This is a genomic window from Neisseria sp. HMSC078H04 (assembly GCF_001838135.1).
GTDB lineage: Bacteria > Pseudomonadota > Gammaproteobacteria > Burkholderiales > Neisseriaceae > Neisseria.
On sequence record NZ_KV835853.1, the window covers coordinates 1 to 12,560 of the forward strand.

Sequence of the window (12,560 nt, forward strand, 5' to 3'; positions counted from 1 at the left end):
CGAGCTGCTTCAGCCTTACGTGCTTCTTCAGCCTTACGTGCTTCCTCGGCTTTGCGAGCTGCTTCAGCCTTACGCGCTTCTTCGGCTTTTGTATTTTCAATATTGGTATTGGTTGGTCGTGTAGATGGCGTTCCACCTCCACCTCCACCACAGGCTGCCAGGCTTAAAGCAATAACGGTTACTGCACTTATTTTTTGTAAAGACATGGATGTTTCCTTTGTAATGAGTGGGTTGATAATCAAAATGCAGACGTATTATCAACCAGTCATTTGAAAATATCAAGTAAATAATTTACAAAAACAACAGAACTGTTAATTTTTGCAACAATCGGCTATTCATAATTCTCAATTATGCATACCGAACAAGACAAAATCGATTTTAGCGAACGCTTGAAAACCGCAATCAGGCTGGCGGGTTTGGATAATCTTTCCAACGCCAGCCTTGCCAACCGCTTCAATCTGCGCCATCCCAATCAATCCGTCAGTACGCAGGCTTTCCATCATTGGTTAGTCGGACGTTCGATCCCAACGCCCGATAAAATTGAAACATTGGCGAAATGGCTAGATACCAGCGGAGAATGGTTGCGGCACGGACGAATGTTGGAAGAGGGTGGGGCAGTTTCCCCGCAAGAGGCGTTGTTGCTGAAATATTTCCGCGCGCTGTCGCCGGAAAAGCAGGAGGCGTTGATTACTTTGCTTCATAAAGCGGAGGATTGAGTTTTCATTACAAAAAGGTCGTCTGAAAACGGAAATCTCGTTTTCAGACGACCTTTTGCCTTTATCCGTCAAACCGCTGCTGCTTCAGGTTTGACCTTGCTTTTCTTAAACTTCAATACGGCTTCTTCTTTTGTTGCATCCCAGTCTATCAGCACAAAGCCGCCTTCGGCGAGTTTGCCGAACAGGAGTTCGTCGGCGAGCGGTTTGCGGATTTTTTCCTGAATCAGGCGGTTCATCGGGCGTGCGCCCATTTGTGGATCGAAACCTTTTTCCGCCAGATATTTGCGCAATGCCGGTGTGAATTCGGCTTCGACTTTTTTGTCGAGAAGTTGGTGTTCGAGCTGGAGCAGGAATTTGTCCACGACTTTGACGATGATGGGTTCGGACAAGGGTGCAAACGGAATAATCGCGTCCAAGCGGTTGCGGAACTCGGGCGTGAAGAGTTTGTTGATCGCCTGCATTTCGTCGCCGCGTTCGCGTTTGGCGGTAAAGCCGAGGCTGGGTCGGCTGAGGCTTTCTGCGCCTGCGTTGGTGGTCATAATCAGGATGACGTTGCGGAAGTCGGCATTCTTACCGTTGTTGTCGGTCAGTTTGCCTGCGTCCATGACTTGCAGGAGGACGTTGAAAATGTCGGGGTGGGCTTTTTCGATTTCGTCCAAGAGCAACACGCAATGCGGCTGCTTGTTGACGGCTTCGGTCAAAAGGCCGCCTTGTTCAAAGCCGACGTAGCCCGGAGGTGCGCCAATGAGGCGCGATACGGCATGGCGTTCCATGTATTCGGACATATCGAAGCGTTGCAGCGGTACGCCCATTGAGTAGGCAAGCTGTTTGACGACTTCGGTTTTGCCGACGCCGGTCGGACCGGAGAAGAGGAAGCTGCCTATGGGTTTGTCGGGTAGGGCGAGGCCGGAGCGCGACATTTTGACGGCGGCAACCAGTGCATCGATGGCATTTTCTTGACCGTAAACCATGTTTTTCAAATCGCGGCCGAGGAATTGCAGTACTTGTTTGTCGTTGTGCGACACGGTTTTTTCAGGAATCCGCGCAACTTTGGCGATGACGGTTTCGATTTGCGCTTTACCGATGACTTTTTTCTGTTTGGATTTGGGCAGAATCCGTTGTGCTGCGCCTGCTTCGTCCATTACGTCAATGGCTTTGTCGGGCAGGAAACGCTCGTTGATGTAGCGTGCGGAAAGTTCGGCGGCAGCTTCGAGTGCGCCTTGCGTATAGCGGACTTGATGGAAGTCTTCAAACATCGGTTTCAAGCCGCGTAGGATTTGTACGGTTTCGGAAACGGTGGGCTCGACCACATCGATTTTTTGGAAACGGCGGCTTAATGCGTGGTCTTTGTCAAAAATGGTACGGTATTCGTCATAAGTAGTCGCGCCGATGCAGCGCAGCGAGCCTTTCGCCAGCGCGGGTTTGAGTAGGTTGGACGCGTCCATGGTGCCGCCGCTGGTGCTGCCCGCGCCGATGATGGTGTGGATTTCGTCGATAAACAAAATGGCGTGCGGGATTTTTTCGAGCTGTTTCAGGACGGATTTAACCCGCGCTTCAAAGTCGCCGCGGTATTTCGTGCCTGCCAAAAGCGAACCCATATCCAGTGCGTACACTTCGGCTTCTTTCAGCGCATCGGGAATGTCGCCGTTGACGATTTGATGCGCCAGACCTTCCGCCAGCGCGGTTTTGCCCACGCCTGCTTCGCCGACCAAAAGTGGATTGTTTTTGCGGCGGCGGCATAGGATTTGCACCAGCCGTTCCATTTCGTGTTTTCTGCCGATTAAGGGGTCGATGCGGCCGGCTTTGACTTCGGCGTTGAGGTTGACGGTATAGTCGGAAAGTGAGCCGGTTTTTTGTTCCGCTTCTTCGCTCTCGCGTTCCAGGCCGTCTGAATCATTACCGTCTTCGTCATCGGGCGAGCCATGAGCAATACAACGCAAGACTTCGAAGCGCGTAATGGATTGCAATTTGAGGAAATAAACGGCATGGCTTTCAGATTCGCTCATCATGGCAACCAAAATATCCAAAGGCTCTACTGCGGCTTTGCCGGCAGACTGGGTATGCACCATCGCCCGTTGGATGACGCGTTGGAAGCCCAATGTCGGCTGGGTTTCGACCGTATCCAAAAGATGATCGGGAATTTGCGGCGTGTTTTCAGCAACGCTGGCGGCAAGCTGCTCGGACAGGACTTTCAAATCCGCACCACACAGTTTCAAGACGTTCGGCACAGCCGCATCTTCTTCTATCAACACCAAAAGCAGGTGTTCCAAGCTGATAAACTCATAACGGGCATTGCGTGCTTCACGGTAGAGCAGTTGCAGGATGTGTTCCAATTCGGGTGAAAGCATGATTTAAACCTCTTCGACTATACATTTGAGCGGATGCCCTTCAGCTTTAGCACGTTCCATGACCTGATGTTGCTTGGTCTGGGCAATATCGCGCGTGTAGGTGCCACACAGGCCTTTGCCTTCGTGGTGCACCAGCAACATAACGGCCACTGCCTGTTCCTGTGCAAGCATAAAGACTTCGGTCAGGATTTCGACGACAAATTCCATGGTGGTGTAATCGTCGTTCAATAAAAATACGCCGTAACGTTTCGGCGGCTGTGTGTTGATATCGCTGAGCAGGGTATCGGATTGGTGGTCGGTATTCGGATGGTTCATAATCTTAGGTTTCAGTTTTCAGACGGCCTGTTTTAGAGTGTAAACCGTTTTCTGTTGTATTTCGGCAATTTTTTTCTATTTTCCCACTTTTTTGAAAACATAGCTTGACGTTTTGTCTTAACAAATGTAAAAAGACGGTTAAGCAGAAGTTGGCACTCGACTGCGTATCCAATACGTGGAAGAAACGCTGAACGTTTTAGTTTGCTGTATGCCTTGTTTTGCTGATTTTGTTAATTTTTAAGTATAGGAAGTTTCTAATGGCAACCGGTATCGTAAAATGGTTTAACGACGCTAAAGGTTTTGGTTTCATCACTCCTGATGAAGGTGGCGAAGATTTGTTCGCTCACTTCTCAGCGATCAACATGGATGGTTTCAAAACCCTGAAAGAAGGTCAACGCGTATCTTTCGACGTAACCACCGGCCCTAAAGGCAAACAAGCTGCTAACATTCAAGCTGCTTAATCAAATGCGTGGCGTAAGCCGTAAAATCATGGCGGGGTTTCCCGCCATTTTTTATGGGCGTTCGGGTCAAAAATTATGAATCAAAATTCATCTTATCAAAATGCTTTAAACCAGTTAGACGAGCTTATCCGTCATTTTCGCAGCGAAGGCGAAGTCAGCTGCGCCGTTGCCGAGCGTGAAGACCAAATCTTGATCCGCCTTGCCGATTTGAAACTGGATTTGCGCCCTGAAGATGAAAAAGCCATTGCCGATATAGACCGCTTTTACCGCCGCCATGTTTTAAGTGAATAAACGTTTCAAAATCGTTTGCCGTTTTATTTTTTAAGCACGCCTGATAAAATAGGCCGTCTGAAAAGTTTGTAAAGAATCAGCACAATGAGTATTGCCAATAATAAAAAAGCCTTTCACGATTTCTTTATCGAAGACCAAATCGAAGCCGGTATAGTATTGGAGGGATGGGAGGTCAAAGCCATCCGCGCTGCACGCGTGCAATTAAAAGAAAGCTATATCTATTGGAAAAAAGACGCATTCTATTTGGTGGGCTGCCACATTACCGCATTGCCCACTGCTTCGACACACGTCAAACCCGACCCTGTCCGTCCGCGTAAGTTGTTGTTGAAACAATCGGAAATCAATAAGTTAATCGGCAAAACCGAACGTGCCGGTTATACGATTGTGCCCTTAAACCTGCATTACACCCGCGGTAGGATCAAAGTGGAAATCGGTTTGGCCAAGGGTAAGAAACAGCATGACAAACGCCAAAGCCTGAAAGAAGCGGATTGGAAGCGTGAGAAACAGCGTTTGATGAAAAACGTACGTTGATTTTTTCAGACGGCCTTTGCATAAAGGCCGTCTGAATATTTATTGTTTGAAAATTTTAAAAAGGAAAACAGATGAAAACCATGATTTTAGCGGCAGCTTCAGCCGTATTATTGCTGGGCGCGTGTTCCACTACTGAACAAAGAGTATTGAAACCTGAAGAGCTGACCAGCATCAAACATGTCTGCATCATTCAAAATGCAAAAGTAAGACCGCATGATTTGGATCGTGCTTTGTCTAAAGCTTTGGCAAAACGCGGCATTGGCAGCACTATTGTGACAGCGGATAACCGTGGCAAACTGTATGATTCTTCTTGCCCGTATAACCTGCGTTACAAAACCAAAGGCAATGACGAAATCTTGCGTAAAGGCGTATTTGTGTTGCGAAGCACGAAGTATGCGGTTTCTACGGTCAGCTACTCTTTAAATGATGAAAACCACTTCCGAACCAACCCTGATTTGGTAAAACAGGCTGAAGGCGTTGTGGCCAAATTGTTGGAAAAAAACAGCAAATAAAGACCAGAATAAAAAACCGGCTTGCCGTGATATGGAGAATATCGGGCAAGCCGGTTTTATTTTCAGACGGCCTTAAATGGATTTGATTTTTTCCCAGAGGGTTTTGACCGTACCTTGATAGTAGGTTTCAGAAGTACAATAGACTGTTTCTAAAGCGCATTGTCCTTGTGAGCCGTATTTTTTGATACACTGGTTCAAGGCAATTTGATGCACGGTTTTGAAACGTGGGGAGGTAATGGCCACCACGTTTTGAGCAGTCAATTTGCCCATGGCTTTAGGATAGGCAACAGCGATACAGGTGTTGTGCAGAGGGACAACCGTTTTGCAGCCTGTTGCTTGGCCTGCGCCGATACCGGCTAAGGCATCTTGGCCTTTACAGAATGTTTCGAGTTCGGCTGTCGCATCCAGTTGGGTGGCATTTTCTTTGGTGGTTTTGATTTGCAGCGCTTCATTGCTGTCGGCAGGGTTTTGCCACATGGCCAGGTAGCCGTAAGTATCGGCAGCCAGGGCGGCAGGAGTCAATGCGCAAAGGATAAGTGTCATTAGTGTTTTTTTCATGTTTGTTCCCTGTTTGTTGGGTATTTGTCGTTATTATAAAGCAAAAGTACTTATTTGATATAAATTTGCTTTTAAAATGAATATTTGAGGGTGGCAGATAGATTATAGGCCGTCTGAAATTTCAGACGGCCTTTTGATTATGTTTTAAAGAGTAGGGCGGAGCTTATAGGCTCATACGCCGTGGCGGTCGAGCCAACGTTCGGCATCAAGCGCGGCTTGGCAGCCGGAAGCGGCGCTGGTGATGGCTTGACGGTAGGTATGGTCTTTGACGTCGCCTGCCGCCCATACGCCTTCGATATTGGTTGCGCCGACATTGTCACCGGTACCGCCTTTGGTTTTCAGATATCCGGTTTCATCCATATCGAGTTGGCCTTTGAAAATATCGGTGTTGGGTTTGTGGCCGATAGCGATGAAAACGCCTTTGACGGCGATTTCTTCAGTGCTGCCGTCATTGTGTTTCAGGCGTGCACCGGTAACGCCGCTTTCGTCGCCCAAGATTTCATCAACCGAGCTGTTAAACTTGAGGATGATTTTGCCTTCTTCGACCCGTTGCATCAGCTTGTCCACCATGATTTTTTCGGCACGGAAGCTGTCACGGCGGTGAATCAGGGTAACGGTGTTGGCGATATTGGCAAGGTAGAGGGCTTCTCCCACAGCGGTATTGCCACCGCCGACTACGGCAACATCTTGTTTTTTATAGAAGAAACCATCGCAAGTTGCACAGGCGGAAACGCCTTTACCGGCAAAAGCTTCTTCGCTTGGTAAACCTAAATATTTGGCGGATGCGCCGGTGGCAACGATGAGCGCATCGCAGGTGTATTCGCCCATATCGCCTTTGAGGGTGAAAGGACGGTTTTGCAAATCAACGGTGTGGATTTGGTCGAAAATCATTTCAGTACCGAAGCGTTCGGCATGAGCTTGGAAACGGGCCATCAGTTCCGGACCTTGTACACCTTCGGCATCGGCAGGCCAGTTGTCCACTTCGGTGGTGGTCATCAATTGTCCTCCTTGCTCAACGCCGGTAATGATTACAGGGTTGAGGTTGGCACGGGCGGCATAGACGGCGGCCGTATAGCCGGCAGGGCCGGAGCCGAGGATGATGAGTTTGTGATGGTTGCTCATGATGGTTTCCTTGCTGATAAATGATTGAATTTTGTCGTATCTAAGCTTTCAGACGGCCTGAATTTTACTTGAATCTGCCGCCGTCTGAAATATGTTTGTTACTTGGGTTTAGTGGCTGTCTTTCCATTGATAGTATTTTGAGCCGAGGAAAGAGCCGAGTTTGCGTAGGAAAGGCTGGGTAATGATGTTGCTGTGGCGCAGTTGCTCAAAAGGTTTCAGACGGCCGTCATCTCCCATGATGGCTTCGGCAATCGCCAAACCGGCAATGCCGGTAATCGCCATGCCGTGTCCGGAATAGCCTTGGGCGTAGAAAACGGTAGGGGCGAGGCGGCCGAAATGTGGAGCGAGGTTGCGCGTGATGTCGCATTCACCGCCCCAAGAATGCTCGATTCTGGCATCGGCAAGTTGTGGGAAAACTTTCAGCATGTCTTGGCGGACGAGTTCGGTCATGCGGCCAGGATCGTCGATAAACTCGTTGTCTTTGCCGCCGAAGAGCAGGCGGCCGTCAGCGCTGAGGCGGTAGTAGTCGAGGACGTGGCGGTTGTCGCAGATGGCCATATTGTTGCGGATCAGGTCTTTGGCACGTTCGCCCAGAGGCTCGGTGGCAATGATAAAGGTGCTGACTGCAATGGCTTTTTGTTCCAATACTTTGAATTTCGGGTGTAAACCGGCATAAGTATTGACGGCGTAAACGAGGTTTTTGCACTCAACGCTGCCATTGGGCGTATGAACCAGCCAGCCATTATCGCATGGTTCGATACGTGTCATCGGGGATTGCTCAAAAAGTTGTGCGCCTGCATAGGCTGCCGCTTTGGCAATGCCTAAGGTGTAATTGAGCGGGTGTAAGTGGCCGGATAAAGGATCAAATTGCGCGCCTTGATACATATTGCTGGCAAGTTGTTGCTTCAGCGTGGCTTTATCCCAAAGCTGGTAATGGCTTGCGCCATAATGTTTTTGGGCGTGTTCGTGCCATTGTTGCAATTCTTCCCAATGCTGAGGATGGACGGCGACGGTAGCGTAGCCGCGTTGCCAATCGCATTGGATGTTGTGTTTTTGAATGCGCGAGTCAACCAGTTCAACGGCTTGCAGAGATTGCTGCCAGAACCATTGGGCCTGTTCCAAACCGACTTGTTTTTCGATTTCTTCCATGCCGCAGGCAAAGTCGCTGATGACTTGTCCGCCGCTTCGGCCTGATGCGCCGAAACCGATACGGGCGGCTTCAAGTACGATGACGTCATGGCCGTTTTCAGCAAGCGGTAGGGCGGTGCATAAGCCGGACAGGCCGCCGCCGATAACGCAGGTTTCAGTTTTCAGACAGCCTTCAAGCGTCGGATAAGACGGATGGGGATTGGCCGTGCTGACATAGTAGGAAGGAAGGTATTCTTTGAAGCTGGGATTGATCATGATTTGAGCTTTAGGTTGGTTTTCACTTCATTGAAATTGGTTTTCAGACGGCCTTAAATGTGGGCTTAGATTCAGGCCGTCTGAAAGGATAAGATGCAGTTAATAAAACAGGCTGTTCCGACGCTTTATCGGACAGCCTGTCTGCATATTAGGCGGCTTTCTCGGCTGCCAATTTTTCTTGGCGGTAGGCTTCGGCAGCCTCACGTTCCCGTTTGGTTGCCTGACGCATCATCCAGTAGTTGACGACAATCACCAGCGTACCGATGATACCGATCAGGATGGTTGCCAAAACGTTCATCTGAGGGTCAAGGCCGAGTTTGATTTTGGAGAAAATCACTTGCGGCAATGTCGATGAACCCGGGCCTGACAGGAAGGAGGTAATCACCAAGTCGTCCAAAGACAGGGTGATGCCCAAGAGGAAGCCGGAAGCAATCGCAGGGGCAATCAGCGGCAGGGTAATCACGAAGAAAATCTTCAGCGGACGGGCACCCAAGTCCATTGCAGCTTCTTCCAAGGATTGATCCAATTCCACCAAGCGCGAGCGGATAACGACGGTAATGTACGCCATGCAAAGCGTGGTGTGGCCGAGGAAGATGGTGAAGAAACCGCGATCGAAGTAGAGCGATTGCAGCAATTCGCTGCCTTGCAGGAACATTTGTACCTGAATAATCAGCAGCAGCATGGACAAACCGGTAATCACATCAGGCATTACCATAGGCGCGGAAATCATACCGGCAAACAGGGTGCTGCCTCGGAAGCGTTTGATACGCGCCATGGCGTAACCAGCCAATGTGCCGAGTGCCACGGCGGCAAGCGAGGAAACGATGGCGATACGCAATGACAGCCAGGCCGCTTCCAAGATGGTGTCGTTTTCCATTAATGCGCCGTACCATTTGGTTGAGAAACCGCCCCAAACGGTAACCAGCTTGGATTCATTGAAAGAATAGATGACCAAAACCACCAGCGGAATATAGAGGAATGCCAGCGAGAGCAGGAGCATCAGTTTCAAGAACCAGGATAATTTGGTTTTCTGCATTATTTGCCTCCTTCTTCCAATTCGCGGTTTTCATAGTGCTGGAACAGGGCAATCGGTACAACCAGCAGGGCAACCATGACGACGGCAACAGCAGAAGCCAGCGGCCAGTTGTTTTGGTCGAAGAATGCCTGCCACAATACTTTACCGATCATCAGGTTTTCAGAACCGCCCACCAATTCAGGAATCACAAATTCACCGACGGCCGGAACGAAGACCAGCATAGAGCCGGCGATGATGCCTGTTTTGGATAAAGGCAGGGTAATGGTAAAGAACGATTTGATCGGACCTGCGCCCAAGTCGGAAGCGGCTTCGAGCAGGCGGTTATCCAGTTTTACCAATTGTGTGTACAGCGGCAAAATCATAAACGGCAAATAGGCGTAAACCATCACCAAATTCAACGAGAAAGCATTGTAGAACAGGTCTAAAGGCTCGCTGATGATTCCATATTTGATTAAGAAATTGTTGATGATGCCGTTGTGACCCAATAAGCCCATCCATGCGTAAACACGCAACAGGAAAGAGGTCCAGAAAGGCAGCATGATTGCCAACAGCAGACCGTTGCGCGCAGCCGGATTAGCGCGTGAAATGGCATAAGCGGTCGGGTAACCAATCAACAGGCAGATGATGGTTGTCGTCAGCGCGGTCTTAATCGAAGACCAGTAGGTCATCAGATAGATATTGCTGTTTTCACTGTCGCCAAAAGGATTGAGCGTATTCCAAAAGTTTTGGAAGATGTCGGCGTAGTTCTGATAGCTGATGGCAATGTTCAGACGGCCTAAGTCTTCATCAATCGTTGTCAGCGGCGTAAATGGCGGAATAGCGATTTCTTGTTCGGCAAAGCTGATTTTCAATACGATGGCGAACGGAATCAGAAACAGAATCAAAAGCCAAATATACGGCACGGCAATAACTGCACGCTGTCCAGGACGGCGAAACAGTTTCTTTTTCAGTTTTTTAAGGTCCATTGCATTTCCCTCAAATTAACTGTACAGAGGCGTAGGTTGGTTTTCAGGCCAGCTGATATAGACGGTCTCGTCCCAAGTCGGTGGCGTAATGTTACGCACATACCAATAAGGTGCGGGAACTTGGCTTTTGACGACACGGCCGTTGGCGAGTTTGATGTGGTAAATCGCAAAGCTGCCCAAGTAGGCAATTTCTTTGACTGTGCCTTTAGCCCAGTTGTGTGCGCCCAAATGTTCTGGTTTTTCTTTATGCAAATCAATATCTTCAGGGCGGATACTGATCCAGATTTCATGCTCGTTCGGAACGCCCAGGCCGTGGTCGATGCGGACGTGGTTTTCCAAGCCGTCACATTTGACGATAGAGAAATCGGCGCGGTCGTCAACAACGACACCGTCAAAAATATTGGTTTCGCCGATAAATTCGGCGGTAAAGCGACTGTTAGGGTAGTCGTACACATCACTAGGTGTGCCGACTTGGCGCAATTGGCCGTCGGACATAATGGCGATACGGGTAGCCATCGTCATCGCTTCTTCTTGGTCGTGGGTAACCATGATGCAGGTTACGCCGACTTGTTCCAGTGTGTTGACCAATTCCAGTTGGGTTTGTTGGCGCAGTTTTTTATCGAGTGCGCCCAAAGGTTCGTCAAGCAGCAGGATTTTTGGACGTTTCGCCAGGCTGCGCGCCAAAGCGATACGTTGTTGTTGGCCGCCGGAAAGTTGGTGCGGCTTGCGTTTGGCGTATTTGGTCATTTGCACCAGGCGTAGCATTTCTTCGACGCGGGCATCGATTTCGCCTTTAGGCATTTTGTCTTGTTTCAGACCGAAAGCGATGTTTTGCTCAACGCTCATGTGCGGGAACAGGGCATAGCTTTGGAACATCATGTTGATTGGGCGTTCGTACGGAGCAAGTTTGGTAATGTCTTGGCCGTCGAGAATGATTTTGCCCTGATTGGGGCTTTCCATGCCTGCCAACATGCGCAGCAGCGTGGATTTGCCACTGCCTGAGCTGCCCAAAAGGGCAAAGATTTCGTGTTGGTAAATGTCCAAGTCGATGTTATCGACAGCGTAATTGTCACCAAACTTTTTCACCAAGCCTTGGATTTGCAGATAAGGTTTGGCTGAAGACGCAGTGGTTGCGGTCATAATGGCAATACTCCAAAAAGAAAGACGAGTACCGGCAAAACGGATTTTCGAATGGGTGATAAAAAGCTGTTTGATTGCTGGCGGGAGTCGGACGGAGGCCGTCTGAAACTCTTGTAAAGCGCACGGGCAGCGTGGATAGAAAGCAGTTTAAGCCTAAGCTTTTGCTTTCGGCAAACTCAATATTATATTAGCCTAAGCCTCATAGGGGCAATATGAAATTGCTTGTATCGGCTGATTTGAAACAAATATGAAAGGAAAGGCAGACAGGGGGACAGGATAGCAAAAATGGGTAACGTTGTTTTTCTGCACAAAGGGGTTTAATTGTTATTCATTTGTCTTAAATAATTATTCGAAATAGAGTAAAATACGCAAATTGCATTAATTTTAATAAAATCGTGCGGATTGCGTTTTATACGGGCAAGATGGTTTTGTTCTAAATAAAAACTAAATCCGCTATATGAATAAAAAGGGAAAACATGAGCATTAAAGAATGGCCTGAAGGGGAGCGGCCGCGCGAGAAGCTCTTGGCGCACGGTGCGGCGGCGTTGAGTGATGCGGAGTTGCTGGCGATCTTGTTGCGTGTCGGAACGCGCGGTATGAGCGCGGTCGATTTGGCGCGTTATTTGTTGAGTGAGTTTGGCAGCTTGGGGAGGCTGATGAGTGCGGATGCCAAAACACTTCCTGCTTATAAGGGCATGGGTTTGGCGAGCTATACTCAGTTTGCAGTGGTCAAAGAAATCGGGCGGCGGATTTTGGGTGAAGATTTGCAGGAACAGATAGTTTTGTCAAACCCGAAATCGGTTGCGGATTATCTGCGCCTGCATCTTGGGCATGAAAAAATCGAGGTCAGCGTTGCTTTGCTGCTCAACCGTCAAAATCAATTGATTGCGGTACGGGAATTGTCGCGCGGTACGGTGGCGGAAAATACGGTTTATATCCGTGAAATCGTCAAATTGGCATTGGATGAATATGCCGATAGTTTGATTTTGGCACACAATCATCCGGGCGGTTCGGCAAGGCCGTCTGAATCTGATGTGCAGTTTACAGAGCGTTTGAAACAGGCTTTAAGTTTGGTCGATATTACGCTGTTAGACCATTTTATCGTGACGGCAAAAGAAACCTGCTCTTTGCGCGAACAGGGCTATATGCAAGGATGAATGT

The 12,560-nt window shown here is 49.0% G+C and carries 14 protein-coding genes and 1 pseudogene; 6 read left to right on the forward strand and 9 right to left on the reverse strand.

Annotation, left to right across the window (positions count from 1 at the left end):
- Nucleotides 1–206 (reverse strand): annotated as a pseudogene (locus tag HMPREF2560_RS10475) (transferrin-binding protein); the annotation flags it as partial.
- Between the two features lie 144 nt (nt 207–350).
- Here HMPREF2560_RS10475 and HMPREF2560_RS10480 point away from each other — a divergent pair.
- Nucleotides 351–716, forward strand: a complete 366-nt coding sequence (locus HMPREF2560_RS10480) for a transcriptional regulator (RefSeq protein WP_016687458.1) — start codon at nt 351–353, stop codon at nt 714–716.
- A 68-nt stretch (nt 717–784) separates the two neighbouring features.
- Here the strand turns inward: HMPREF2560_RS10480 and clpA are convergent, their stop codons facing one another.
- Nucleotides 785–3,064, reverse strand: a complete 2,280-nt coding sequence (gene clpA / locus HMPREF2560_RS10485; RefSeq protein WP_070608619.1) for an ATP-dependent Clp protease ATP-binding subunit ClpA — start codon at nt 3,062–3,064, stop codon at nt 785–787.
- A 3-nt stretch (nt 3,065–3,067) separates the two neighbouring features.
- Nucleotides 3,068–3,379 carry an ATP-dependent Clp protease adapter ClpS gene (gene clpS, locus HMPREF2560_RS10490; protein WP_003679561.1) on the reverse strand — a complete coding sequence of 104 codons (312 nt, stop codon included), beginning with the start codon at nt 3,377–3,379 and terminating at the stop codon, nt 3,068–3,070.
- Nucleotides 3,380–3,636: 257 nt separating this feature from the next.
- Here clpS and HMPREF2560_RS10495 point away from each other — a divergent pair, with 257 nt between their 5' ends.
- The 4 genes from HMPREF2560_RS10495 (at nt 3,637) to HMPREF2560_RS10510 (ending at nt 5,174) form a co-directional block, all read left to right on the forward strand.
- Nucleotides 3,637–3,840 carry a cold-shock protein gene (locus HMPREF2560_RS10495; protein ID WP_003682902.1) on the forward strand — a complete coding sequence of 68 codons (204 nt, stop codon included), beginning with the start codon at nt 3,637–3,639 and terminating at the stop codon, nt 3,838–3,840.
- A 75-nt stretch (nt 3,841–3,915) separates the two neighbouring features.
- Nucleotides 3,916–4,131, forward strand: a complete 216-nt coding sequence (locus HMPREF2560_RS10500; protein ID WP_003679564.1) for a hypothetical protein — start codon at nt 3,916–3,918, stop codon at nt 4,129–4,131.
- 84 nt (nt 4,132–4,215) lie between these two features.
- Nucleotides 4,216–4,662, forward strand: a complete 447-nt coding sequence (gene smpB / locus HMPREF2560_RS10505; protein WP_003679566.1) for an SsrA-binding protein SmpB — start codon at nt 4,216–4,218, stop codon at nt 4,660–4,662.
- Nucleotides 4,663–4,733: 71 nt separating this feature from the next.
- The gene (locus HMPREF2560_RS10510; protein WP_070608621.1) at nt 4,734–5,174 is read left to right on the forward strand and encodes a hypothetical protein; all 441 of its coding nucleotides are present in this window, start codon (nt 4,734–4,736) and stop codon (nt 5,172–5,174) included.
- Between the two features lie 72 nt (nt 5,175–5,246).
- Here HMPREF2560_RS10510 and HMPREF2560_RS10515 read toward each other — a convergent pair whose 3' ends face one another.
- From HMPREF2560_RS10515 to potA, 6 genes are all read right to left on the reverse strand, one after another.
- Entirely contained in the window at nt 5,247–5,732 is a 486-nt protein-coding gene (locus HMPREF2560_RS10515) for a DUF4189 domain-containing protein (protein WP_070608623.1), read from the reverse strand.
- Nucleotides 5,733–5,903: 171 nt separating this feature from the next.
- Nucleotides 5,904–6,854 (reverse strand): thioredoxin-disulfide reductase, encoded by a 951-nt coding sequence (trxB, locus tag HMPREF2560_RS10520; protein WP_070608625.1) that lies wholly within the window; start codon nt 6,852–6,854, stop codon nt 5,904–5,906.
- Between the two features lie 108 nt (nt 6,855–6,962).
- Nucleotides 6,963–8,258, reverse strand: coding sequence for an NAD(P)/FAD-dependent oxidoreductase (locus tag HMPREF2560_RS10525; protein ID WP_070608627.1), 1,296 nt, complete (start codon nt 8,256–8,258; stop codon nt 6,963–6,965).
- A 148-nt stretch (nt 8,259–8,406) separates the two neighbouring features.
- Nucleotides 8,407–9,294: an ABC transporter permease subunit gene (locus HMPREF2560_RS10530; protein ID WP_003679574.1), complete on the reverse strand. Its 888-nt coding sequence runs from the start codon at nt 9,292–9,294 to the stop codon at nt 8,407–8,409.
- A complete protein-coding gene (locus HMPREF2560_RS10535; protein ID WP_004520792.1) occupies nt 9,294–10,259 on the reverse strand; it encodes an ABC transporter permease subunit in 966 nt (321 codons plus the stop codon). The genes HMPREF2560_RS10530 and HMPREF2560_RS10535 overlap by 1 nt, the downstream gene beginning before the upstream one ends.
- 15 nt (nt 10,260–10,274) lie before the next feature.
- Entirely contained in the window at nt 10,275–11,399 is a 1,125-nt protein-coding gene (potA, locus tag HMPREF2560_RS10540) for an ABC transporter ATP-binding protein (RefSeq protein WP_070608628.1), read from the reverse strand.
- A gap of 476 nt (nt 11,400–11,875) precedes the next feature.
- Between potA and radC the strand changes: the two genes are divergently transcribed.
- Complete coding sequence (gene radC / locus HMPREF2560_RS10545) at nt 11,876–12,556, forward strand: RadC family protein (RefSeq protein WP_070608630.1); 681 nt, start codon at nt 11,876–11,878, stop codon at nt 12,554–12,556.
- Nucleotides 12,557–12,560: the final 4 nt, after the last annotated feature.